The following is a 25,189-nucleotide window of genomic DNA, read 5'->3' as shown; positions in this document are numbered from 1 at the left end:
ATGTTGGACTTATTTGTTCTGAATAGGAGAAAAAATGCCAAGCTACGACTATAAGCAAGGTAAAAATAGAATTGAAACCATACTCGATAACTACATGGTGATCGAAGAAAGAAATAAAGTACCTAGTGAAGGTAGTTTTACCTTTGAAAATGGCTATATATCTTGGGTTACAGCAATATTTGTTGATATAAGAAACTCAACAGAAATTTTTTCTAGTAAAAATGAAGAAATAGCCAAAATGGTTAGAGCTTTCACATCTGAAATTATAGAAATCTTAAGAAATGATGATAACTATCGTGAAATAGGTATTAGAGGGGATTGTGTATACGCTATATATACAACACCAAAGAAAACCGATATCTATGAGTGTGCTCAAAAATGTTTCTACGTTAACACATTTATAAATATGTTTAATAAGTTGCTGATAAAAAGAAATATAGAAACTATTAAGGTGGGTATAGGAATGGCTAGTGACAAAGAACTAGTAGTCAAAACCGGCAGAAAAGGAGTAAGTATTAATGAAAAAGTCTGGATCGGGCAAGCTGTCTCTGTAGCATCAAACTTATCTTCCTACGGCGACAAGAACAACTATAAACGAATTTTCTTTTCGAAATGTTCTTATAACAATATTCTCGAAATTCTTTCTGAAAATAATTCAGGTAAAAATGTAGAAAGCTGGTTTAGTTATTCTTATGACTGTGAGGCTTATAATACAGGAATTGTTAAGACAGGTTTTAACGATTGGATTAAAAATGATTTTATTGATTAACTATATATTTTAGGTACAGGTTAAGTTGGTTGTAGGGTGCGCCCAGCGCACCTTACAAATTACGTTCAAACGGAAGAAACATTAAGAAAAAAGAAAGACGCCCGAGCAAGGCTTTTTAGCCTGAGCGAGGAAATAACGAAGCACTGCTTCGTCCGAGCGCAAGAGAATTTGCATTTTCGCAAATTCTGTAGCAACTATCCTGCTGACGGCCAAGCAGATACAAGCGGTAGGCGGGATTGGCTACTGTTATAATTAAAACATATAGATAGAACTAAAACGACGGAGGTCATGTGCAATATACCGCAATCATCAAAGACGGTGGTTTGTTTATCCCAAACGTATTTTCAGACCTAAACGATGGTGGCTCGCATATCGTACAAGTCGAGGTTGATATTGCAGAGGTGCGTCAGCAGTTAGGTATGGATGAAGCACCAAAGACAACTATCGCCAAAAAAAGCGTAGCAAAAGCAGTCAAAAAGCCAGTATCGAGAGCGGCTAAAAAAGACGTAAAAACAGCAGCAGAAGAGCCTGATGTGAGCACCCTACGCAAAAGCGCACTTGATGAATTAGAAGCACTCGATGATAGTGAGCTGAGCGAGATATTCAAAGCCTATATGAACGATGGACAAGAGTCCTCACAGATATCACTAGAGAACCTCTAAGCTAAAACGCTATAATCCAAAAACGTGTCATAACATCAAATCAAAACCAGTCACACCCCTATAAATTAATAACCGTATCAATTATAAAGGCAGTCCCATGACTTACTCGATTTTTTCTCAAACGCCAAACAATGCGCTAAAAGAGCCGATGTTCTTTGGTCAGCCCGTCAACGTGGCGCGCTATGACCAACAAAAGCACCCTATCTTTGAGCAATTAATTGAAAAGCAGCTATCGTTCTTTTGGCGTCCAGAAGAAGTCGATGTATCACGCGATCGTATCGACTTTAGCAATCTATCATCGCATGAGCAGCACATATTTTTGAGCAACCTCAAGTACCAGACCCTACTCGACTCGATTCAAGGTCGTAGTCCAAACGTGGTGCTATTGCCACTGGTGTCTATCCCTGAGCTTGAGACGTGGATTGAGACATGGTCGTTCTCTGAGACCATTCACTCACGCAGCTATACGCATATCATTCGTAATATCGTCAATGACCCAAATATTATCTTTGATGATATTATGCAAAACGAGCACATCTTAGGCCGTGCCTCTGATATCGCTCAGTACTATGATGAGCTGTACCGCAACTCACAGCTATATAGCCTGTACGGGCCAGGCACGCACAACATCAATGGCGAGCAAGTGACCGTTGATTTAAGATCACTGAAAAAGCAGATGTATCTATGCATTATGGCAGTCAATGTCCTAGAAGCCATTCGTTTCTATGTATCGTTTGCTTGCTCGTTTGCCTTTGCTGAGCGTAAATTGATGGAAGGTAATGCCAAAATCATCAAGCTAATCGCTCGTGATGAAGCGCTGCATCTGACGGGTACGCAGCATATGCTGAACCTGATGCGTAACGGTCGTGACGACCCTGAGATGGTTGAGATTGCCGCAGAGTGTTATGAAGAAAGTATTGAAATCTTCCGCAAGGCTGCCGAGCAAGAAAAAGAATGGGCAGGCTATCTGTTCAAAGATGGCTCAATGATTGGTCTAAACAAAGACATCCTGTGCCAATATATCGAATACATCACTAACTTACGTATGGAAACTGTCGGCTTGCCAGCAGCGTTCCCGAACTCAAAATCAAACCCAATCCCGTGGATCAATACGTGGTTGTCGTCTGACAATGTGCAAGTAGCACCGCAAGAGACCGAGATTAGCTCGTACTTGGTTGGTCAGATTGACTCTGACTTATCAGACAGTGATTTTGATGACTTTGAATTGTAAGAGCTTTGAGCCAGAAAGACTTTGAATGATAAAGGCTTAAGCGGTAGAAATTTGAAGTTATAAAATTTCTACCACTGTAATCGTTTTATGGGTTAATAGTAGGGATAGCAATAGCACAGACATATCCCAATAGGATTAACGATGACTTGGGTAATGACCAGTAAAAAGCAGTTCTATCTACATGATGACGAGAGTCTGCTAGATGGACTGCTACGCACCGGACACGAGGTAAACTATCAATGCCGCGAAGGCTACTGTGGTAGTTGCCGAGTCAAGCGTATTGCTAGCTCGCATACGGTTGATTATCCATTTGACCCACTGGCGATGATTGAAGAAGATGAGATCCTGCCCTGCTGTTGCCGTGTGCAAGGTGTCATCTATATCAATCATGACCCGATTGAAAAGTTATAGCAGGGTTACGTATAAATGAACCTAGCCTTTACTTCGAGTTTCAAAAACACCAGCTCCAACAAAAAGCGCGCTCCTTATCTAAAGAAGCGCGCTTTTTTATGTTATCAGCTAAATGCATCTGCTAACTCATACATACATTATGAGCCAACACATAGTGGTAAGAATAGCTACAATTTACTGCGCCGCGGTATCTTGTTCAAACAGTTTCATTAGCTCTTCGCGCATACGATCACGCTCTGCCTTTGACATCATTGGCGTTTCTTCATCGCCTTGAATGTTTGGCTGCTCCATTCCGCCCATGCTCTCATTTTGTAGTACAACAGGACGCTCAAGTGGTTCTTGTGCTGGACGCTCTTCTAGCGTGATTTTCACTTGGGCGTTTTTACCTTGGCGTAGTATCTGCGCATCCAGTTCAGTATTTGGTGGCTTACGGGCAACATACTGAATCAAGGTATTAGCATCTGTCATCTCAACATCATCGATGGTTAGGACAATATCACCGACACGTAGACCACTTTTTGCCGCTGGGCTGTTATCAATGACGTTTAGTACTTCTACGCCTGTTGATGTCTCTAACTGCGTTGGATCACGTAACTGTGACTGAATCTCGATACCTAACCAACCACGACTGACACGGCCGTCTTTAATCAAGGCATTCATCACTTGCTCAACCAATGCCGTCGGAATCGCAAAGCCAATGCCCATCGAGCCACCAGAGCGCGAGAATATAACAGTATTGATACCGACTAGCTCGCCATGAGCATCGACCAGTGCGCCGCCTGAGTTACCCGGATTAATCGCCGCATCAGTCTGGATAAAGTCTTCAAATTTATTGACGCCCAGTCCAGTACGACCAGTCGCTGAGATAATCCCCTGCGTCACTGTCTGACCCACACCGAATGGATTACCGATCGCTAGTGCTAAATCACCCACACGAATCGGATCTTCGCGGAAGCCAAGTGGTGTCAGCCCTGTCATATCGACCTTGATCACGGCTAAGTCACTATCAGGATCTGTACCGATGATTCTGGCACGGCTCTTACGACCATCATTGAATGCGACTGTGATTTCATCGGCCTTTTCAATCACGTGGGCATTGGTCACGATATAGCCATCTTCTGATACGATCACACCAGAGCCTAAATTGGTATTGCCCTGCTCCTGTGATGGGCCACCATGATATTCAAAAAACCGGCGCAGTACGGGATCATCCATATAAGGATGCTCGGTCATCGTTTGCGTCGTATAGATATTGACCACAGACTGCGACGCACGCGCCACCGCATTATGATAAGAAGAAATAGGCGCTGGCGTATCCGACACTGGCTCTGCTGCTTGCTGCTCAGCAGGCGGGGTTCTCGGTGGCTCCCATGTGGCCTCCGACGTCGACTTCATACTCGTGAACAACCAGATAAACGCTGCTAACACTAGCAGCAATAAGACCCAAGGTAACCATTTTAATAAAGACGCCTTGTTATTGGTGTTCCGAGATGACGACATATAAAACCTCTATAAATTTATTGCAAACAAACGGTGAAAAACGATGTGAGATAATAGCGACCGCTTAGCTAATCTTGACCCATTCATCAGATGGTCAAATGCTATACAGCTAGGCAGACTCACGTGTATAAATTATAACCGCAATACCAGTAAATAGTAACGTATCGTGTACCATTTCAGTTATCCAGCTTGTCTGCTTGCTTACAACGGCATGTTAAAATAGCTTTTACGATGCTCAACACTTCAGCATTTCGAGAATTGAACATAAAGATAGAAGCCCAAAACCAAATATTCTCAAACATGATAGATAATACATAATTTTTGCTTAGTGAATCCATAGCACCTTACGACATACACTTTATTGATGACAGGAAAACATAATGACTGCAAATCATACGACAGCTGAATCCAATACTCAAAGCATCAGCGTTCAGGAATTGATACAGTTCTGTGACGACTATTTATCTACTAGTGCGTTTAAAGACTATGCGCCTAATGGTCTGCAGGTCGATGGTGGACGCCCGATTCAACGTATCGTTACTGGTGTCACGGCTTGTGAAGCCTTGATAGATGCTGCGATTGCTAACAATGCCGATGCGATTATGGTGCATCATGGATACTTCTGGAAAGGCGAACCTGCTACGCTTACTGGTATGAAAGGTCGACGCGTGCGCAAGCTGATGCAACACGGTATCTCTATGATTGGCTATCATCTACCGCTCGACGCACACCCAATCTCTGGCAATAACGCAAAACTTGCTGACATGCTCGGTATGACGATCAACGGTGCGCTCTATCCTACCGAGTCCCATCCTGTGGGCAATATCGCTACTTGTACACCGCAAACTGCTGACGATCTCATTGCCACCATTACTCAAGCCTTAGGTCGCGCGCCATTACATATTCCAGCTGAGTATCATACAGACTCATCTACTCAGACAAATGGTAGGCTAATCGAACGTGTGGGTATATGTACGGGCGGTGCGCAGGATATGATTGAGCAGGCTGCTACTATGGGCTGTGATGCGTTTATCTCAGGAGAGATATCTGAACGTACCACGCATAGCGCGCGTGAGCTTGGAATTGACTATTTTGCTTGTGGTCATCATGCAACGGAGCGTGGCGGTATTCAGGCGTTAGGAGAGATAGTCGCTCAAAAATTTGGTCTACCAGTTACCTTTATTGATATCGAAAATCCAGCATAAGGTAGCCACTTAAATTATCAGTTTAAATAATTGTCATTGATAGAGAAAAATTTGCAGGGAAAAGCTTATAAAGGAAATGATAGTTCAAAAGCCAAACTAGACTTGCTAATAGCTATAGTCAAAACATAAGCATAAAGTCTAGTTTGACTGCTATTTAAACTTTGTTATTCTATTTTTGATTATTATGTACCAAATATCTGGAAAATTAACCGTTTATATCTCAATTGTTAAGTTTTATCGCTTTTTTCTTAACTCCACTTGAATAATGCAATTAGTAACCGCATATTACTACCCGTAAGAAAGAACGTTTTGTCATGAAACTTCCCATTATTACAGCTTCCGGTTATGGCACCAAAATAATGCTGGTAGTTGTTTAAAACTTTATGATGCTATATCAGCGATAAGATTTTAAACCGCTACCCATTGAAATACTATGTTTGCACTATATATGTTAGCGGCATGGTATTTTTTTATTTTTGGTGTCGCGATGACGGTATGACATAGTCAGTTTGATAGACCGCTATAAACTATCAATTCTGGTTATTTTGCTTACCCTCGTTGCTGGACAAACAACTTTAGTAGCCAGCTATCCTATTGCTAGTAACTTAATATTAGTGATTCAAAATATAGCCAGCCATCAAAGTTAGCATAGTTAAAACAGATGAATGTATTTGCCTCATTGGCAAAACCTTACATCAATGTTTCAAGCTATGTCTTTGTCTCAATAACTTAATCATGACCTTACCTATGTTTGATATATAGTTGTTTGGCCACTAGCCATATTTAGTTATCGATGAAGGAATCATCTGATTTATATCCTTCGCGTTGTTGTGCGTTCAGTATTTTAAACCAGTACTTATAAATACGGTTTAGAACGTTTTTATGACATATCGATAGCTGGCTGACGACAAACTATCCCACTAACTCTTAGAGAGAGTACGCTAGTGGCGCTATAGTCAAACAAGATAGAGCGGCATTTATCCTATTAAAAATGCCACTCTATTTAAGATATGATATCGATATATGTCAATATTATGCACATATATTTATACGTGTTTTTGCGGTAAGAAGGATGGCTAAAATCAGGAGACATCCATGCAGCGTATTACTTATCGTGTAAAAGTATCTGCGCAAGGGGCCAAACGCCGTATTTCTTATTTACTGCGTCCATCTAAACGCCTACTGAACACCAAAAGTAACATCGTTTCATCCGTTACCCCTATTGCGTCTAATCGTTTTGCCAGAACCAAGAAGCTGGCACAAATCTCTAGCATCGCTCTACTCTCGTTGCCCGCTGAGAGTTTGACGACCATGAACACATCGGTACCAGCTTATGACAATGTCATGCTGGAAAACACCTTGACCATTGCTGCGGTACCAGGCGATAGCACTTACTTTGCTACCGATGGCTTCCAACATGGTTTTGGTTTTGATCTGGTGCGCACTTATGCCGACGAGCTCGGTGTCGATATCAATCTAAAAGCCTATGCCAGTGAAGAAGCGGCGCTAAAAGCACTAAGAACCGGCAACGCTGACATGGCGTTGACTACGGCTAGCACCAAGCTAAAAAGCCAGCTGAACCTATCGTCTATCAATGTCAGCTGCGGTTATGATTCTAGTCTGACTAAGAACGGTCTACATCCTAAGGTAAGTTGGACATTTAGCTCATCCAATGACCCACTATCAAGAAAGGCCAGTTACTTTTTGTGCGATAGCATCAAGCTACAAAACACACAAAAACTTGCCGCGTTCTACAATCAAAACTTGCTTAAAGATGCCTATAGTCAGGATCATTTCCAGAGAACGTTGACAGAAAAGTTACCGGACTATCAATCTTCGTTTGAAGAGCAAGCACGTAATTATAATCACGATTGGGAACTACTGGTCGCGATGGGTTATCAAGAGTCGCATCTTGATGCCAATGCTGTGTCGCCGACTGGCGTACGCGGGTTAATGATGCTGACCAACAACACTGCAAAAGCGATGGGTGTCTCAGACCGTGTTGATCCTTATCAAAGTATTGGTGGCGGTGCACGCTATCTAGAGCAAGTGAAAGCAGACTTCTCTGATGTGCCAAAAACTGACCGTATCTGGTTTGCCCTTGCAGGTTATAACATGGGTCCCAATGCGGTAAAAAGAATCCAACGTGAACTACGAGCTCAAGGTATCGATGATAAGAGCTGGGCGAACGTCTATGCTTATTTAGCAGATAATAGAGCGTCGAATAGCCGCTATGGTCAAGCGATGCATTATGTCAGTAATATCAGAAGCTATCTTGAGACTATTAAAACTCAGACGGTCTAATCTATAAATATTATTAGATTTTTGAGAATGAAGTTTCCAAATACAAAAAAGCTGCTCTTATAAAGAGCAGCTTTTTTGTGCGATACGATTCATAGTTAATATTAATGACGTCTTATGTAAAAGGCATTCATTAATATCTTATTCATTAACGATTAGGTACAGTCAGACGTTGACCACGTTGCAACATCGTATCAGCAGCGATATTGTTCATATCAGCTAGCTCTTGTGTTGAGACACCATATTTGCGTGCTAGACCAATCAAGCTATCGCCTGAGCCAACCGTGTAGCTTACTGTCGCTTTTGGTACTTTAAGCGTTTGGCCACGCTGTAGCTGAGCATTGGTCGCTAGATCGTTGGTCGCCGCCAAGTCCTCTACCGATATACCAAACTGACGTGCTAAAGCAATTAGGCCATCGCCAGATTTTACTTTATAGCTTTCAGTATTACCTAATTTCGTACCACTGCTTGCTGAACTACTACTGTTACTACTAGCAGAACTGCTGCTTTGACTGCTACTAGATGCACTTGCCACACTGCCGCTAGCAGGAATAGTGATAGTACGACCCAGTATCAGGTTCGAATTGGTATTTAAATTATTTGCTGATGCCAAATCACTTAAGCCAATATTGTAACGTTTAGCGACACCCGTTAGTGTATCACCTGATTTTACTTTGTAGCTGACCGCTTTGTCATTTAACTGACGATCAACCAGCTCTTTAGTAGCAGGAACTTTAATCGTTTGACCACGTTGCAGGCGAGCTTTCGCATCAAAATTGCTATTCACTGCAGCAAGTTCCGTTGCACTCACTCCGATGCTGTTCGCAATACCAATCAGCGTATCACCTGATTTTACTTTGTAATTGGTGGTCGCGACCGAGCTTGAGCTGTTACTAGCACTTGTCGTACTTGCAGTATCAAAATCAACACTGGCTGGCACTTTAAGCGTCTGACCAACATACAGCGAACTTGTGCTGTTGATACCATTGAGACTGGCTAAAGTATCTGTCGACACGTTGAATTGACGTGCCAATGCAATTAAGCCATCCCCTGCTTTTACTTTATAGTTTTTGGTCGCAGGGCTTGATTTACTCGGCTTGGTAGAAGGCGCTGCAGGTGTCGTCGCAGGTGCGGTCACTTTACCCGGTATGAGCCATAATTTTTGACCTCTGAGCAGATCAGCACGGCTGCTCAAGTTGTTATAGCTGGCTAGCTGAGTGACCGATAAGCCAAAACGATTGGCCGTACCGATAAGCGTATCACCACCTTGTACAACATAACTGTCAGGCTGACTAGCGGCTGCATTGTTAGCAGTACTTAATGGCTCAATAGTCTTGGCATTATATAGATATAACGTGCTGCCAGAGAGCAGATTAGCACTGGCGTCTATCTGGTTCCATTCTGCGATATCACGCCAGCTAACCCCTGCTCGACTCGCAATGTTCGAAAGCGTATCGCCACGTTTTACCGTATAAGTGGTACGTGCGCCTTGTGGTTTTGGCTTACTTACCGAGGTTTTGGCAAAGCTAAGTTTTTTCTCTGCGCCGCTCGCTTCTAAGATAGATTGCTGCGTCTGTACGGCTGATAGATTGATGTTGCCATCAGCATTGATAACATTGGTCTCAGAGGTATTTCTACGGATTTGATTGGCAATAAAATCACGCTCTTCTTTGCTAAGCGGTGGCTCTTGGACAATCGTATTGTTCTGAGTAATTTGAGCTGAGGTAGTCGGTAGACTGTTACTGCTCTTAAGCTCAGCATTGATTTTGTTGGTCTCTGCTGTGGTCAGTGGTGGCTCAGTACGAGCTGAGGAATTGCCACTGTATACCGAGCTACTAGTCGGTGTCGCAGATGGTGAGATATAGCTGGTAGTCTGCTGAGGTACACTTGCGCTAGCGGCATAATCAGCCAATGCGCTACCAGTAGATGGCAGTGATGAGGCAGTATATGGTTTATTATTATAGCTTGGCGTAGTCGCTGTCGTACTTGAGCTACCTGCGTTACTTGAGGCGAGTACATTGCCTGTACCGTTACCTCTGAGCCCACTTAGTTTGGCATCAGCATTGAGACTGACGTCGTTAGGAATGATGACACGCTGCGGACCTGAAGAATCAACGCGGCCTGATGTCAGTGCAGTGTTTAGGCGCTCTAACTCATCATAGCTAACACCAGTTAACTGCGACACTTCTGCCAAGCTCACACCATAGTTAACAGGTACACTACGGAAATGCTGACGGTTAGCGATAGCTGGTAGATACACACCATATTGCTCAGGCTTAGCGACGATTTCGGCTACAGCTAAGAAACGCGGCACATAGTTCATCGTTTCAGTCGGTAATTGAAGTGACCAGTAATCTGTTGGTAGTCCGCGCGCTGCATTGGCATCGATTGCTTTCTGTACACGGCCAGGTCCAGCGTTATAAGCAGCCAATGCTAGCTCCCAACTACCGAACTGGTTGTGCAGTGCTGTTAAGAAGTCATAGGCAGCACGTGTCGATTCGATAACATCACGGCGACCATCATAAGTGCTGCTTTGATTCAGACCATAAATACGGCCCGTACTCGGGATAAACTGCCACAAGCCCGCAGCTGCCGCACTACTCGTACCACTTGGATCGTAAGAGCTCTCGATAACCGGTAGCAAGGCAAGCTCTGTTGGGATGTTGCGACGCTCTGCCTCTCGTACCGTATGATAGATATAACGACTGGCACGTGCAGTTAGGCGATTGAGATAATCCTGTCTACTGGTAAACCAACTTTTTTGCCCTTCAATACGCTGATTATAGATTGGCTTACCACCATTCATGCGGTAGCCTGCGCGTAGACGATTCCACAAATCACCATATTGCTGAATAGCAAGCTGGTTACCTTCTACCATGGTCATGTCAGTGGCTTCTAACAAGTCAGCCAACTCATCCAAGCTCTCTGCATCTAAAAACGCAGTCGAGTAGTCTGCACTACCTGTATTAGCTCCTTGATTAGCAGGACTTTTGGTGATGACAGATGAGCTATTGGTCGCACCTTTGTTTTTTACCGCTGATGTATTGCTACACGCACTAATCAGTAAAGTGGATACCGCAAGCGTCAATGGCAACGCAATAAATGAGCGAGAGTGTGATAGCACAGTAGACATGATATTGGAGGTTTCCTAACGACAGAAATTAATAAGATAAAGTTGATGGATAGTATAGTATGCAATGTAAAGCAAAAACTAGCCTAATATAAAAGATAATAATAGACGCTTAAATAGCCTATAAAACTAAGTAATAACTGTTTAACCAACTAAAACCTCTTATAAGTTAGAATCTCAGACAATTAAACTAACTATAGCTTATATAACCCATTATATTTTTGAGTCTTACTTGGTCAATGGCGACTTAATTAATAGCCACCTGTGATACTGCGCGCAAGAGCACTGCATTACCAGTAGATAAGGTCAAGGTCACACGAGATGTGGTGACAAATGATACTTGCTGACCATTTTTTACCCAGCTCTCATTGGTCGTCACATTGGCTTTGGCTTGTGAACCAGTAATCACCACATTGTCTACCGAAATATCATAGCGATAATTAGACGTATCATTCCAGCTGTTTTGAAGCAGCTTTAAATAGGCATCTTTGTCTAAACTGGTAGATTTACCTTTTCTAGATAAAGAAATAAGCGCGTCATCTGACACAAGGCGCGATACCTGATTGATACTTTGGCTATTCGCTGATGCTTTCATTGCAGCGGCATAGTTCTGTACCAAATCTTCGGTCATAGTTGCCGCTTGTGCATTTATACTGATGGTGCTGGCTACTGCTACGATTGCAGTGATGCTGGCGCTTTTCACCAATAGAGCTAATAGCCTATTTCCCAATAATTTTTTCATGATAATCCTTAGCGATATTTTTTTCGTTAGCGTCATATAGTGACGATTAACGCTCTTTTATCATTTATTTTGGCAGTGTATCTGTATAGATATATCTATATAAGTATACTCATATCATATGCCGAGCCTATCATCGAATTCTCACAGCCATGTGACACCCTGTGTAATTATTGCGAATAAAAACACAGACTATCAAATCAAATACTCTTAAGGTTTTATGCTGTAAATCCTAGCTCAAACGGTTAGATGCTTCGTGGCTCTAGCTTGATAGTCAGCCTATAATGAGCTGACCATTGTTAAACCACAATCTTTAGAACCATCAATATTTATGGTTAAGCTATTAACATTATATTTTGGCTTCGTTAATGCATAGTCAAGGCTTCGTTAGGACTTAGGTTCGCTGTTACTATCTTCATACTGCTCATCATCGCTGAGCTTCATACCCAAACGCTCTACTCGTCTATCCATCATCTGACGAGCCAAGGCTTGCATGTCTTCGACGCGGTCTATCTCATCAACAATTTCAAGACCTAGCAATGTCTCAAATACATCTTCTAACGTGACAAGCCCTTTAACTTCACCATATTCACCGACTGTAATCGCAATATGAATACGGTTTTTTAGCATCAATTCTAACAAGTCAAACAGCTTCATTTTAGAGAAAACAAAAGTGATGTCTCGCTGAAACTGCGTCAACGGCTTGTGCATAGCATGATTAACTTTAGCCAGTAGCATGTCGGTTTTTAGGACAAAGCCTGTAATGTTATCCAAATCACCATCGTAGATTGGCAAGCGAGAAAATGTCAGTTTTGGACGATCAACCAATAGTTCAGCGACAGTTTTATTCTCTTCAAATGCAAGCATCACCGAGCGCGGTGTCATGATGTCTTCGACTTTAATAGCGCCAAATGCGAGCAAGTTACGAATGATACGCGACTCTAGTGGGTCAATTTGTCCTGACTCTTCACCGATACTAGCAAGCGCAGCAAACTCACGGCGGCTAAATGTTTGCGGTTCTTTACCACGTACCAATAGTTTCGTCAGACGTTCTGAGAACCAAATTAATGGGTATAGCAGCATGATGATGCCGCGAACGAAGTAAGCAACCAGACCACTTAGTTGACGCCAGTAAACTGTACCCAAAGTTTTTGGGATAATCTCAGACAAGAATAAGATAGCAAGCGTCATGAGGGCCGAAAACAGACCAAACCACGCACTACCAAATACGATCGTGGCTTGTGCACCCGCACCGATAGAGCCAAGTGTATGGGCAACGGTATTTAACGTTAAAATAGCGGCTAGCGACTGATCAATATTGTCGACTTTAAGACTTTTAAGCATTTCTGCTTTTTTGGGACTGGTCTCTTGCACATCTGCAATAAACGATGGCGTCATGCTTAGCAAAACAGACTCTGCTAGTGAACAGACGAATGAGACACCAATAGCGAGTAAGACAAAAAATATCAATAAAGAAACGCTAAGCGCAGTTGGCGCTGCCGCCTCGCTGGATGTTGATACAGCACCAGCTGCCCACACTGCCTGCGGTAGCATAAAAATTGCCAATGCAGATAGTGCCGAAAAAGAAGTATAACCAAATCGAGAATTATTAGTCATTCTCGGGGGAGGTTCTGCAGATGCGTCTTTACGATGAGCGCGCGGACGACATAAACGAGGTACAAACATAAAAGTGGTGAACAAGTTAGGTAACCTAAAAAGAGTAAAAGGAGAATAATGTCATGAGCAATTTATATTGATTTTCAGATTATCTTTAACAAAGTAATAAAAGACATCTGTCTATCGTATAAATAGTTACTCAAAGCTGATTTAGCTGATTTAATCGCTATTTCAAAGCCATACTATGCTTCAAATAGCCGTAATATGGTTCAATATATAGCATACTAAATACAGGTAATCATTGCCATTTGATAGTAGCATTGATGATACCATTTCACAATAAGTCACCATTTTTAAGTTTTTGTTTTTTGATGACTTTTATTACCCTACTATTAACGGTTGTATGACGACATCTTTACTAGCCAATTCATGACAGCTATTTAGCCTGAGGCTTTATATAGATTATCTGAATATAGTAAAAACATTGTTGTCCTACTCGTTGGCTGATAGTATGCCTTACGCTAAGAAAAACACGCTCAGCCTATGATTAACAGTTACCAAGTCTGGGATTTTTTGTTACTATGCGTCTAATTTTATTATTGTCTATGACTTACTGAGAGATATTATGAGCTTATTTATTCAAGCTGCCCATGCTGCACCAGAGACTGCAGGTGCTGCAGGTCTATTCGGTCAGATTTTACTGCCTGTTGCGTTTTTTGCGATTTTTTACTTCTTGGTCATTCGCCCGCAGTCTAAGCGTACCAAAGAACACCGTGCCATGGTTAACGCATTAACCGTGGGTAGTGAAATTATTTTTGCTGGTGGTTTAATGGGTCGTATCAAAGCAATCGAAGGCGACTATGCCGTTGTGAGCCTAAACAACAATACTGACGTGAAAGTACAACGTGCTTCTGTTATTTCAGTATTGCCTGCTGGCACGATCGAAAGCGTCTAATTAGAATGTTCACTAGCTTTTATTAGTGAAAATTTATTAGTGAACATTCAATAGTCGTCACATTAACGAATGTAATGACTAAAAAATGACCGTATATGATTTACGGTCATTTTTCGCTATTAACACAGTAAGGTAAAATTGCTATATAAATTAGGCTTACTGTTTAGATGTCCTATCTTTATCCAAATCAGCCATATGATTTTTGGTGACCAGATAAACAGACATCTGTATTATTTGCTTTACTGTTTTATGCGTTACTATCATCGCGGATGATCGCAATGGTGCATGATGACGGCTGCTGAACATAGCACTCGACCGTTGCTATCGCTAACTTCCCATCTGCTAACTTGTGGCCTACGTCGCCAGTCGTTTATCAACTTAAAGAAGTGATTATGCAATATCCCGCTTGGAAATACTTACTAATTGCCGTCGTGCTACTCGTTGCCGGTCTATATGCTGCCCCCAACCTTTACCCTGACGAACCTGCTGTGCAGATTACGAGTGCAGCTGCAGGAACTCAGCTATCTGAAGGCATCTTAACTGAGTCTCAAAGCTTACTCGAAGAGGCAGGTCTAGATAACCACGATGGTACGTTTGAGGGCAACAGCGCACTGGTACGCCTCAATAACCCAGTCGATCAGCTAAAAGCGCAAGAAGTGCTACGTCAAAACTTGGGCGAAGACTATGTCGTTGCCCTTAACCTAGCACAGACTACCCCGCAGTGGCTACGCGATATCGGTGCAAGACCGATGAAACTCGGTCTCGATTTGCGTGGTGGTGTACGCTTTGTACTCGAAGTCGATATGGACAAGGCGCTTGAACAGCGTTTGACCAGTGCCAGTCGTGATATGCGACGTGAGCTACGTGCTGAGCGAGTAGCAATCAAAGGTATCAAAACCGAAGATCGCGGCGTGGTATTGCATTTTGCTGATACTGACACTCGTAACCGTGCCCAAAACGTATTGCAAGGCTCGATGAGCAACACGTTTAACTTGCAGTCTTCTATTGATGATCAAGGTCCTGCATTGGTCTTATCGTATAACGATGCGACACTTGATGAAATCAATAGCTACGCGGTCAACCAGAACTTGACGACTTTACGTAACCGTATTGCTGAGCTGGGTGTGACTGAAGCTTTGGTACAGTCGCAAGGCGCTAGCCGTATCGTCGTTGAGCTACCTGGTGTACAAGATACTGCTGAAGCAAAGCGTGTACTTGGTCGTACTGCAAACCTTGAGTTCCGTATGGTGGCAGAAGACGCCGATACCTATACTGGCGGCATACCTCCAGCGGGCACAGAAGCATTCCCATTCGAAACACTCGATGGCCCGCCTGTATTGTTAGATCGTCAAGCGATCGTCACAGGGGACAAAGTAACCAACGCGCAAACTGGCTTGGATGAAAGTGGTCTACCTGAAGTAAGTATTACCTTGGACAGTGCTGGCGGCAAGCTCATGCAGAACGCCACACGTACAGCGGTTGGTCAACAGATGGCTGTATTGTTCATTGAAAACAAGCAAAGAATCACTTACGAAGAAGATCCAGCCACTGGTGAGACGACTGAAGTACGCACACCTTACGCTGAAACCAAAGTCATCAACCGCGCCAACATTCAAGCGGTACTGGGTTCATCATTCCGTATTACTGGTCTAGATAGTAGTGCTGAAGCAGCTGAGCTTGCGCTATTGCTACGCTCGGGCGCACTTGCTGCACCGATGTACTTCGTAGAAGAGCGCACTATTGGTCCATCACTCGGACAAGAAAACATTGATAAAGGGTTGTTCTCTACGCAGGTCGGCTATCTACTAGTCTTCGCGTTTATGATTATCTTCTATCGCTTGTTTGGTGTGATTGCCAACGTTGCGCTAGCCGTTAACGTTATTATCATCATTGCAATTATGTCAATTTTGGGTTCATCACTTACCCTACCTGGTATCGCAGGTATCGTTTTAACCATCGGTATGGCGGTTGATGCCAACGTACTGATCTTTGAGCGAATACGAGAAGAGATTGCCAATGGTGTCCGGCCAAAATCAGCCATCGTGGCAGGTTTCGATCGCGCATTTAGCAGTATTTTTGATGCCAACATTACAACCTTATTGGTCGCGTTTATCCTATTTGCGATTGGTACTGGTCCGATTAAAGGCTTTGCGATTACGCTAGCTATTGGTATTGTCAGCTCGCTATTCACTGCAATTTTGGTGACACGTGCACTGGTACAAATTGCTTATGGTAAGCGTAAATCCATCAAAAGTCTGAGCATCGGTTAGGAGAATATTATGGCGATCGATAATAACAACCCTTTAGAACAGCAGAATAATCCTGATCGAAATGGCTCAAACGGTGAGACGACCAATGCAAGTACGCGTCGCCGTAACAAACCGCGTCGTGATGGTAAAGGTAGCAATACTAAAACCAATAACCCTACTACCGCAAAGTCAGGCAAAAGCTCTAGTCGTCGCGGTGGTAAAGGTCAAAACGCCAAAGACAGTCAAGCACTGTCTACCGCTGTTGATTCTGACGTAATATCAGGTGACGCTGCTGATGATGCCGCAGCTGTCGCTGAAGGTGGCATCAAGGCAGTTGGTAACCAGCGTATCATTCCATTTATGAAGATAGAAAAGCCGATGGCACTACTATCTTTATTTATGGTGATCGGTAGTATCATTGCTATCGCGGTAAACGGTCTGAACTTAGGCCTCGATTTCACTGGTGGTGTTTCAGCAGACGTGCGTTATGAGCAGCCTGTTGAGCAAGTTGCCGTTGTACAAGCACTAGCAGACAATGGCTTCGATGACGCGGTTGTACAGTATCTAGGTACTCGTGAAGAGCTATTGGTACGCCTACCCCCTCAGTCTGATAACGTCGATGGGCTAAACGCAAATCTGACGCAAGCATTGGCACTACCTAGCAACACCGCTACGATTAGCAACGTAAATATCATTGGTAGCCAAGTTGGTAATGAAGTTTATCTAAACTCAGTCATGGCATTGGTATTGGCACTGGTTTGTATGCTTGGCTATGTTGCCCTACGCTTCCAGTTCAAACTGTCTTTAGGTGCCGTACTGTCACTATTTCATGATGCCGTCGTAACCATCGGTGTATTTGCACTATTCGGCTTTCCGTTTGATTTGACGGTATTGGCTGCGGTATTGGCATTGATTGGTTATTCATTGAACGATACCATCGTTGTCTATGACCGTATCCGTGAAAACTTCCGCCGTGTTCGCGGAATTACGCCAGAGCAGACGATTGATTTATCGTTGACCGAGACGCTACGTCGTACGATTATGACCATCTCAACCGTTCTATTGGTCGTACTAGCCATGCTCTTCTTGGGCGGTGATGGGTTATACTGGTTCTCAGTAGCTCTATTCATTGGTTTGCTTGCGGGTACTTACTCATCGACCTATATTGCCAGTTCGATTCCGCTGCGCATGGGTCTGTCGCGTGATGACTTTATCGTAAAAGTAAAACCAGAGTTTGAAGAAGAAATCGTTACTTTCAACGATCCAAAAATGTTTGAGCAAGACAACGTTTAGTAAGGTATATTAGATGGATTGATACGTTGAACTAGCGTGTTATCACATTCTATATAATTACTGATTATACAGCTACAACGTTTAAATAAGAGCACCTGACTCATGAATAATGAGTCTAGGTGCTTTTGTCTTTATAGCTATTTTGTCTCTTATATTAAATGTACTGCCTTACAATTTTATTCTCATTTTACGAACATACCTCTTTATCGTTCACGTATAAACGAGCTACCCATGTCAGCTAATTCAGCAACTTCTCAAGCGATGCCACCTATTGACACAAGCTATAAGCGTATTGTCGCGATTGCATTGCCTGTGCTACTCGCCAATTTGGCTATGCCATTGCAGAGCGTCATTGATACGGCCATTGTCGGCAATATGAATGACACGGCGAAACTTGCTGGTATGGGTTTGGCCATACAGCTGCTGTCGCTATTGCTTGTTAGCTTTAACTTTTTGCAGTATGCATCATCTGGGCTTGCTGCGCAGGCATTGGGACAACTGGCTAATAATAATAGCAATATATCAGCTGTATCAGCACCTACGCATTTACTGTCTATCTTACAGCGCGCGTTACTATTGGCATTTGTTATTGGAGCAATATTGCTACTCGCAAAGCCATGGCTGATTGATTTTGGCTTAAAAGCACTGTCAGCTAATCCTGAAAGTGGACGCGCAGCAAAAACCTACTTAGACGTACGCTTTTGGGGCGTGATCGCAGAACTGATGAACTTTGCATTTATTGGTTGGTTTGCAGGACAAGGTAAGACCCGTTATATGCTTTATCAGCAGGGTTTTATTGCCGTACTTAATATCGTACTGACTCTGTTTTTTGTATTTGCAATGCAGATGGGGTTAGCTGGTGTCGCACTGGGAACGACTATTGCATTTTGGTTTGGAATACTGATGGCATTATGGTTAAGTCGCCAACATTTAAAAATATCATGGACAGCATTATTTAAAGCGGATCGACAGTATTTTACGAAAGAAAAAATGCTTAGGCTATTTTCTTTAAACAAAGATATCTTTGTACGTACTCTTATTTTAACGCTAAGCTTTGCTTGGATTACTCGACTTTCTGCTCAAAGCGGTGATGTCATATTGGCTGCCAATGCTATTTTATTGCAAGTATTAAGTATATCTGCCTTCGCTCTGGACGGCGTCGCTGTCTCTGCTGAAACACTGAGTGGACAAGCCGCAGGGCGACGTGACTGGCCACGTTTTCGTATTATCATAAAACGTACAGGCGTGGTTAGTTATGGTCTTGCTATCATGTTGAGCGCCATCTGGTGGCTTGCAATGCCTACGTATTTAGGATTAATGACCAATATTAAGTCGGTGTTTGCCCTCGCCTATGACTACCATTTATATGCCGTATTATTGCCTCTTGTCGGCGTTGGTGCCTATTGGCTGGATGGGATATTTTTCGGTTTGACGGCTGGTAGCGTGATTCGTAATGCGGCGCTGATACTGGCTGCTATTTTCTTCCCTTTGAGCTGGTTGCTCTATCAGCAATGGGATATGACAGGTATTTGGCTTAGCGTGTGGTGTCTATTATTATTGAGACTAGTCATCCTAGGTGGGTTTTTGTACCGTGCTAATCAGACTGGCAGTTATGAGAAACTACAACCTGAAGCTTAGTTAATTTTATACTATGTTTGCTCTATCAATTTTCGATAGATCATTTTTATTAAGCTCGTTTTTTGCTTTTTAATTTTATAGTAATACCGTTTGAATCAATAATTTTTATATCGATAAATTTATAAAAATATCATAAGAAAAATTTAGGATGTCATGTGAATACTCATTCAAATGAATTAAGCCATCAACATGAAAGCCGCTACCACTGGGCTGAGGGCTTTAAGAAAAGCTTGCCAGTTGCTATGGGCTATTTGCCTGCCGGTATTGCCTTTGGTGTACTTGCACAGGTAGCAGGTATCCCGATATGGGCAACGATTATGCTCAGTATCGTTCTCTATGCTGGTGCAGCTCAGTACGCTTGTCTGCCAATGCTGAGCGCCGGCCTACCGATTGGTAATATCGCCACCAATATTGCCGCGATTAATCTACGCCATGTATTCTATGGCATGCCACTACTGCAGTATTTACCAAAAAATAAGCTGGCAAAGACGTATTGTTTGTTTGCTTTGACTGATGAGACTTTTTCGATCATGACAAGCTTACCAAATGAGTCACGACGAGCGCTGATACTTCCTATCAGCCTATTTAACCAAAGCTGGTGGATACTCGCGAGTACGGTTGGCGTAATGATCGGTAGTACGCTCAGTGATTTGGTGCCAAATTTAGATTTTGCGTTGGTTTGTCTGTTTGCAATTCTCGCTTATGAGCAATTTCAAAGTATCAAACGCTACTTCCCGATTTGTATTGCCGTGCTTGGCTTAATCATTGCTTCACTATTTACCAGTGACTGGTTGCTACTAGTAGCCATCACTATCTGTATGTTTATGATTTTGGTACGTGGGTTTTGGATAGAGCGTCAAAAGACGGGAGACTCTTATGACCAGTAGTTATCTTATTTTTGCTACGCTTGCCATGGCAGCAGTGACCTTTATCACTCGTGCGCTACCCGCACTGATACCTAGAAAGCTACTAGACACACCTTGGCTACATCGGTTAAATGAGAGCTTACCGTTATCGGTAATGGTATTGCTTATTTTGACCAGCCTCTCTTATCAAGACCTATCGACGACTGTTGCTTTGAGCGATACCGAATTACATCTATTAATGGCACAAGTCGGCGCACTTATTCTGGTATTATTTATCTATCATATCAGCCGTCAGCTTTTAGTCAGTATGGTTGTTGGTATCGCAGCAATCAATGGTCTGTTTTGGTTGTTTAGCAGTTTCTTAGGCTAAAAATTCCGCCCACTTATATAAACCTCAGTACCCTTAGCAGTATTTTAAACATAAAAAAGCTAGATTCATTCAGAATCTAGCTTTTTGTCATCTGAAAATAATGGCTTTAGTTTAGCTTAAAGCTCTTCTACGCCCATCATATCAACTGGGGTATCAGCCACTATTTGTACGCCTTTTTTACCAGTCTTGGCAGTATCATTACGCTGCTCTTGCAGGTGATCAAGATACGCTTCATTGATCTGACCAGTGATATAGCAGCCGTTAAATACCGCACAATCAAAACCTTCCACTCGGCTATGTTTGGTATCTTTTACTGCGTCGATTAAATCATCCAAATCTTGGAAGATCAAACGATCTGCGCCGATGATATCACGTACTTCTTCAACGCTATTGCCTGAGGCAATAAGCTCGCTACGTACGGGCATATCAATACCGTATACGTTTGGAAATTTCACTGGTGGCGCAGCACTGGCAAAAAACACCTTGTTAGCACCAGCATCTCGTGCCATTTGAATGATTTCATGACAGGTCGTACCACGAACGATAGAATCATCAACCAACAGTACATTTTTGCCTTTGAACTCTAGCGGCACAGCGCTGAGTTTCTGGCGAACTGATTTTTTGCGCTGCTGCTGACCTGGCATAATAAACGTACGACCGATGTAGCGGTTTTTCATAAACCCTTCACGGTACTTGACGTTCATTTTTAGCGCTAGCTCCATCGCTGAAGTACGCGACGTATCTGGAATTGGAATGACCACGTCGATATCGTGATCCTCACCCCATTCAGCAAGGATTTTATCTGCCAGTTTTTCACCCATGCGTAGGCGTGATTTATAAACTGAGATATTGTCCATAATCGAATCTGGACGAGCAAAGTACACATATTCAAAGATACAAGGCGTGTATTCTTTTTGCTCGAACGCACTGATGCGTATGTAGCTTATGGTTCAAATCAATGAAAATTGCTTCGCCTGGTTTTACATCACGAACGATAGTAAAGCCAGAACCTGTCAATGCAACTGATTCAGAGGCAACCATATACTCAGTGCCGCCATTCGGTGCCATACGCTTACCAAAGATAAGTGGACGGATACCATTTGGATCGCGGAATGCAAGTAAGCCATGACCAGTAATGAGCGCTACAACGCCATAAGCGCCTTCACAGCGTTTATAGACGGCTTTTACTGCTTCAAAGATATCATCAGCCGTTGGATGCGTTTTGCCTAGATTCTGCATCTCATGTGCCAGTACGTTTAACAGTACTTCAGAATCTGAGTCAGTATTAAGGTGGCGGCGATCTTCGATGTACAAAGATTTGGCCAAACTCTCAGCATTGGTCAAGTTACCATTATGCGCAAGGGTAATACCATACGGTGAGTTGACATAAAATGGCTGAGCTTCAGCGCTGCTAGAAGTACCAGCTGTCGGGTAACGAACGTGACCGATACCAAACTTACCAACCAATTTCATCATATGACGATTCATAAATACGTCACGTACCATGCCATTTTCTTTACGTAGATAGAGTCGCCCATCTTGCAAAGTGACAATACCTGCTGCATCTTGCCCGCGATGCTGTAGCATCGTCAAACCGTCATAAAGAATCTGATTGACTGGTTCGTGAGCTGCAACTCCAATGACTCCACACATAATAGCTATATCCTATTTTGACTCATACATTAGTACGACAATAACGGCAAACTTAACGACAGTATATTGCTAAAATCACTCACTGTCGCACGCCGCTAACCTGATGATATTGTAAGAACTTAACGAGATTTTTCGATAATCTGTTTTTGATTATCAGTGACACGTGCAAACATTTAGAAGTATAAAAAGAAGTAAAATAATAGACAGTTAGATAAAATAATAGGCAATTAAACAATTACGACTGATTGACCTGATCCCAAGCCATGCCTAATACGTCCGATACTAGAGCCTTGCCTATCGGTGCATATGGCATTAGCTCTGGCGCTAGTACGGAGGTTTGCCACTGCGGCATCTGTACTAGCAATGGCGCACTGACGCTGAGTACAACCAAGACCATCAATACGTTTTTGGCAGCACCCAGTACGCCGCCTGCCATCTTGTCCAAGACGCCCAAACGTAAGGTTTTGAGCACGCCTGAGAATACGAAAGCCATCAGATGCATGACTGCTAATATGGCAATCACTACCAATAAAAAAGCCATAGCCATCTGTAACACAGGGTTTTGTACGATACCCGTCAATTGGGGCGACACCACTCCTGCTAGCCTAGTAGCAGCGATAAGGGCGATAAACCAACCTACCAAGCCTATTGCTGTTTTAATCAGTCCTACTTGAAAGCCGCGCCATAAGCCAATCAAGACAACAATAGCAATCACAATATCTAAACCACTCATGCTTTACGCCTTACTACCTTATTTATTGGATTAACTTTCCATGGCATCGTAATAGCCACCGATTGCCTGAATGCAAGACTGCACCAGCCCAGGACCACGATAAATAAGCCCCGTATAGAGCTGTACCATGTCTGCGCCTGCTTCGATTTTTTTGACGGCTTTGGCACCACTGTCGATACCGCCTACGCCTATCAAAGCGACTTTACCATCTAACTGATCAGAGAATTGTTGCAAAATCTGAGTACTAATATGACTCACAGGACGACCAGATAAGCCGCCCATTTGGTCGCCATCACGCAAGTCTTCGACACCTACGCGGCTTAGCGTTGTATTAGTCGCTATCAGACCATCAATTTCAAAGTCTATTAATTGCTGCGAGATATAATCAACTTGCAATGGTTCTAAATCTGGAGCAACCTTAAGCACTAATGGGACATAAAAACCATATTCAGTAGCTAATTGACTGTGACGGTTTTTAATCGTATCCATCAGCTGAGTCAACGCTTCACCACTTTGCAAATCACGTAAGTTTTTGGTGTTTGGTGATGAGATATTGACCGTAATGTATGAGGCATGCGGATACACACGCTCTAAGCAATACACATAATCATCAGCGGCTTGCTCTACCGGCGTAACGGCATTTTTACCAATATTGATACCGATATTGCCTTTGTATTTACAGCGTTTAACATTGTCGATTAGATAATCAACGCCTTCATTGTTAAAGCCCATACGATTGATAATCGCGTCTGCCTGCTTGATTCTAAACAGCCTTGGCTTGTCGTTGCCTACTTGCGGTCTTGGCGTGACGGTTCCTACTTCTATAAAACCAAATCCCAACTCAGCCAGCGCGTCAATATAATCGCCGTTTTTATCCATGCCTGCTGCCAGACCAACTGGGTTAGAGAATTGCAACCCCATACAGTCTGTTGGTTGCATTGACTGACCATACGCCAAGCCTAAAACATGCGCTTTATGCGCTTTATCCAATAAAGATAGCGTCATCTCATGGGCGTGTTCGGGATCCATATTAAACAAAAAAGGACGAAGTAAGGCATAAGACATAGTGATGGCAGACCCTGCTTGGAAGAAATAGTGAATAAAAAATGCGAATGAAATCGGGCGCAGCGATTATATCAGCTTAACAGAAATAAGAGCAAAGTTTCAGTCGCTAAATTTCTACATTTAAGCAGTAACCAATACTGATGAGTCTCTGCTACATAACAGTGAATTGTCGTTTTCTAAGCTAAAGACATAGCACAAAGGTACTCTTAAACATCTACGGTACTGGACGTCCATCAGTCAACGCAATCCAACCACGTATAATGCGATATAAATGCCAGATAAAGGTAAAGGTCATAATCAGCAAACCAAGCCCAGCCAATAATATTGAGCCAATAGCGATATTGCCACTATCCGCCAATACGCTAACGCCAAAGCCGCCTAATGCAAAGGTAATCAAAATAATGCCAATGACGAACCAAACAATACTGTACCAAAAGGTCTTGATTTGCCAATCGAAATGCGTGGCCAACCATGACCCATTAGCATCATGGCGCTTGGCATAGTTCATGACAATCGGCACAATCCACAACAGACCTGCAGTAAAGTAGCTGATCACATATAAGAAATAAGTGATATGGTTATAAGTAATTAAAGAACGGCGCTTATCGTTGCTCATACTGTCCCGCATTATGTGAGGTTTTCCTTACTGATAATATTTTTATGATTAACTATTTAATGGAGCCAGATAAATGGCTTTTCAATGATACCAACGATAAAGCTGTATTCTGCTGTCTAATATCGAGTGTCGAATAAAAAGCACACAGTGATATAAGTATCTAAAATTTCTATCACAGTCTGACGC

19 protein-coding genes and 1 pseudogene are annotated in these 25,189 nt (G+C 42.8%); 12 read left to right on the top strand and 8 right to left on the bottom strand.

Annotated features, from left to right (window positions below):
* The first annotated feature begins 34 nt into the window (after positions 1-34).
* The 4 genes from SJY28_RS08645 (at position 35) to yfaE (ending at position 3,073) form a co-directional block, all read left to right on the top strand.
* Complete coding sequence (locus SJY28_RS08645; RefSeq protein ID WP_379544123.1) at positions 35-769, top strand: adenylate/guanylate cyclase domain-containing protein; 735 nt, start codon at positions 35-37, stop codon at positions 767-769.
* A 290-nt stretch (positions 770-1,059) separates the two neighbouring features.
* Positions 1,060-1,431 (top strand): hypothetical protein, encoded by a 372-nt coding sequence (locus SJY28_RS08640; protein WP_379544122.1) that lies wholly within the window; start codon positions 1,060-1,062, stop codon positions 1,429-1,431.
* Positions 1,432-1,528: 97 nt separating this feature from the next.
* Positions 1,529-2,662 (top strand): class Ia ribonucleoside-diphosphate reductase subunit beta, encoded by a 1,134-nt coding sequence (gene nrdB, locus SJY28_RS08635; protein WP_057759544.1) that lies wholly within the window; start codon positions 1,529-1,531, stop codon positions 2,660-2,662.
* Between the two features lie 141 nt (positions 2,663-2,803).
* The gene (yfaE, locus tag SJY28_RS08630; protein ID WP_101205363.1) at positions 2,804-3,073 is read left to right on the top strand and encodes a class I ribonucleotide reductase maintenance protein YfaE; all 270 of its coding nucleotides are present in this window, start codon (positions 2,804-2,806) and stop codon (positions 3,071-3,073) included.
* A gap of 174 nt (positions 3,074-3,247) precedes the next feature.
* Here the strand turns inward: yfaE and SJY28_RS08625 are convergent, their stop codons facing one another.
* Positions 3,248-4,573 carry a S1C family serine protease gene (locus SJY28_RS08625; protein ID WP_379544121.1) on the bottom strand — a complete coding sequence of 442 codons (1,326 nt, stop codon included), beginning with the start codon at positions 4,571-4,573 and terminating at the stop codon, positions 3,248-3,250.
* A 380-nt stretch (positions 4,574-4,953) separates the two neighbouring features.
* Here SJY28_RS08625 and SJY28_RS08620 point away from each other — a divergent pair, with 380 nt between their 5' ends.
* Positions 4,954-5,778, top strand: a complete 825-nt coding sequence (locus SJY28_RS08620) for a Nif3-like dinuclear metal center hexameric protein (protein ID WP_341609038.1) — start codon at positions 4,954-4,956, stop codon at positions 5,776-5,778.
* A gap of 1,095 nt (positions 5,779-6,873) precedes the next feature.
* Positions 6,874-8,082: a transglycosylase SLT domain-containing protein gene (locus SJY28_RS08615; RefSeq protein ID WP_102077942.1), complete on the top strand. Its 1,209-nt coding sequence runs from the start codon at positions 6,874-6,876 to the stop codon at positions 8,080-8,082.
* Between the two features lie 145 nt (positions 8,083-8,227).
* Here SJY28_RS08615 and SJY28_RS08610 read toward each other — a convergent pair whose 3' ends face one another.
* The 3 genes from SJY28_RS08610 to SJY28_RS08600 form a co-directional block, all read right to left on the bottom strand.
* Positions 8,228-11,212 carry a LysM peptidoglycan-binding domain-containing protein gene (locus SJY28_RS08610; RefSeq protein WP_379544120.1) on the bottom strand — a complete coding sequence of 995 codons (2,985 nt, stop codon included), beginning with the start codon at positions 11,210-11,212 and terminating at the stop codon, positions 8,228-8,230.
* 244 nt (positions 11,213-11,456) lie between these two features.
* Entirely contained in the window at positions 11,457-11,951 is a 495-nt protein-coding gene (locus tag SJY28_RS08605) for a hypothetical protein (protein ID WP_101205368.1), read from the bottom strand.
* 384 nt (positions 11,952-12,335) lie between these two features.
* The gene (locus SJY28_RS08600; RefSeq protein WP_379544961.1) at positions 12,336-13,634 is read right to left on the bottom strand and encodes a CNNM domain-containing protein; all 1,299 of its coding nucleotides are present in this window, start codon (positions 13,632-13,634) and stop codon (positions 12,336-12,338) included.
* 556 nt (positions 13,635-14,190) lie between these two features.
* On the opposite strand from SJY28_RS08600, the gene yajC reads away from it, so the two are divergent.
* The 6 genes from yajC to SJY28_RS08570 all read left to right on the top strand — a co-directional run bounded on the left by yajC (position 14,191) and on the right by SJY28_RS08570 (position 20,936).
* Positions 14,191-14,520 (top strand): preprotein translocase subunit YajC, encoded by a 330-nt coding sequence (gene yajC / locus SJY28_RS08595; RefSeq protein ID WP_057759529.1) that lies wholly within the window; start codon positions 14,191-14,193, stop codon positions 14,518-14,520.
* A 392-nt stretch (positions 14,521-14,912) separates the two neighbouring features.
* On the top strand, positions 14,913-16,790 hold the full coding sequence (secD, locus tag SJY28_RS08590) for a protein translocase subunit SecD (RefSeq protein ID WP_101205370.1): 1,878 nt from the start codon (positions 14,913-14,915) through the stop codon (positions 16,788-16,790).
* Positions 16,791-16,799: 9 nt separating this feature from the next.
* Complete coding sequence (gene secF / locus SJY28_RS08585) at positions 16,800-18,062, top strand: protein translocase subunit SecF (RefSeq protein ID WP_379544119.1); 1,263 nt, start codon at positions 16,800-16,802, stop codon at positions 18,060-18,062.
* A 231-nt stretch (positions 18,063-18,293) separates the two neighbouring features.
* Positions 18,294-19,700 carry an MATE family efflux transporter gene (locus SJY28_RS08580; protein WP_379544118.1) on the top strand — a complete coding sequence of 469 codons (1,407 nt, stop codon included), beginning with the start codon at positions 18,294-18,296 and terminating at the stop codon, positions 19,698-19,700.
* A gap of 155 nt (positions 19,701-19,855) precedes the next feature.
* A complete protein-coding gene (locus SJY28_RS08575) occupies positions 19,856-20,587 on the top strand; it encodes an AzlC family ABC transporter permease (RefSeq protein WP_379544117.1) in 732 nt (243 codons plus the stop codon).
* Entirely contained in the window at positions 20,577-20,936 is a 360-nt protein-coding gene (locus SJY28_RS08570) for an AzlD domain-containing protein (protein WP_102077946.1), read from the top strand. Before SJY28_RS08575 ends, SJY28_RS08570 begins: the two co-directional genes overlap by 11 nt.
* Positions 20,937-21,052: 116 nt before the next feature.
* Here the strand turns inward: SJY28_RS08570 and purF are convergent.
* The 4 genes and pseudogenes from purF to SJY28_RS08550 form a co-directional block, all read right to left on the bottom strand.
* Positions 21,053-22,589: pseudogene (gene purF, locus SJY28_RS08565) on the bottom strand (amidophosphoribosyltransferase).
* 235 nt (positions 22,590-22,824) lie between these two features.
* On the bottom strand, positions 22,825-23,322 hold the full coding sequence (locus SJY28_RS08560; RefSeq protein ID WP_379544116.1) for a CvpA family protein: 498 nt from the start codon (positions 23,320-23,322) through the stop codon (positions 22,825-22,827).
* Positions 23,323-23,352: 30 nt separating this feature from the next.
* The gene (locus tag SJY28_RS08555; RefSeq protein ID WP_379544115.1) at positions 23,353-24,387 is read right to left on the bottom strand and encodes a quinone-dependent dihydroorotate dehydrogenase; all 1,035 of its coding nucleotides are present in this window, start codon (positions 24,385-24,387) and stop codon (positions 23,353-23,355) included.
* Between the two features lie 214 nt (positions 24,388-24,601).
* A complete protein-coding gene (locus SJY28_RS08550; protein WP_227526596.1) occupies positions 24,602-25,003 on the bottom strand; it encodes a hypothetical protein in 402 nt (133 codons plus the stop codon).
* Positions 25,004-25,189: the final 186 nt, after the last annotated feature.

Source organism: Psychrobacter sp. R86515 (assembly GCF_042466315.1).
Classification (GTDB): Bacteria; Pseudomonadota; Gammaproteobacteria; order Pseudomonadales; family Moraxellaceae; genus Psychrobacter.
The sequence above is the reverse complement of the archived record's forward strand: the minus strand, read 5'-3'. Positions and strand labels throughout refer to the sequence as shown.

Coding starts and splice junctions, on each gene's coding strand:
- SJY28_RS08645 (WP_379544123.1), top strand. CDS start 35: ATGCCAAGCTACGACTATAAGCAAGGTAAAAATAGAATTGAAACCATA.
- nrdB (WP_057759544.1), top strand. CDS start 1,529: ATGACTTACTCGATTTTTTCTCAAACGCCAAACAATGCGCTAAAAGAG.
- yfaE (WP_101205363.1), top strand. CDS start 2,804: ATGACTTGGGTAATGACCAGTAAAAAGCAGTTCTATCTACATGATGAC.
- SJY28_RS08625 (WP_379544121.1), bottom strand. CDS start 4,573: ATGTCGTCATCTCGGAACACCAATAACAAGGCGTCTTTATTAAAATGG.
- SJY28_RS08620 (WP_341609038.1), top strand. CDS start 4,954: ATGACTGCAAATCATACGACAGCTGAATCCAATACTCAAAGCATCAGC.
- SJY28_RS08615 (WP_102077942.1), top strand. CDS start 6,874: ATGCAGCGTATTACTTATCGTGTAAAAGTATCTGCGCAAGGGGCCAAA.
- SJY28_RS08610 (WP_379544120.1), bottom strand. CDS start 11,212: ATGTCTACTGTGCTATCACACTCTCGCTCATTTATTGCGTTGCCATTG.
- SJY28_RS08605 (WP_101205368.1), bottom strand. CDS start 11,951: ATGAAAAAATTATTGGGAAATAGGCTATTAGCTCTATTGGTGAAAAGC.
- SJY28_RS08600 (WP_379544961.1), bottom strand. CDS start 13,634: ATGTTTGTACCTCGTTTATGTCGTCCGCGCGCTCATCGTAAAGACGCA.
- yajC (WP_057759529.1), top strand. CDS start 14,191: ATGAGCTTATTTATTCAAGCTGCCCATGCTGCACCAGAGACTGCAGGT.
- secD (WP_101205370.1), top strand. CDS start 14,913: ATGCAATATCCCGCTTGGAAATACTTACTAATTGCCGTCGTGCTACTC.
- secF (WP_379544119.1), top strand. CDS start 16,800: ATGGCGATCGATAATAACAACCCTTTAGAACAGCAGAATAATCCTGAT.
- SJY28_RS08580 (WP_379544118.1), top strand. CDS start 18,294: ATGTCAGCTAATTCAGCAACTTCTCAAGCGATGCCACCTATTGACACA.
- SJY28_RS08570 (WP_102077946.1), top strand. CDS start 20,577: ATGACCAGTAGTTATCTTATTTTTGCTACGCTTGCCATGGCAGCAGTG.
- SJY28_RS08560 (WP_379544116.1), bottom strand. CDS start 23,322: ATGAGTGGTTTAGATATTGTGATTGCTATTGTTGTCTTGATTGGCTTA.
- SJY28_RS08555 (WP_379544115.1), bottom strand. CDS start 24,387: ATGTCTTATGCCTTACTTCGTCCTTTTTTGTTTAATATGGATCCCGAA.
- SJY28_RS08550 (WP_227526596.1), bottom strand. CDS start 25,003: ATGAGCAACGATAAGCGCCGTTCTTTAATTACTTATAACCATATCACT.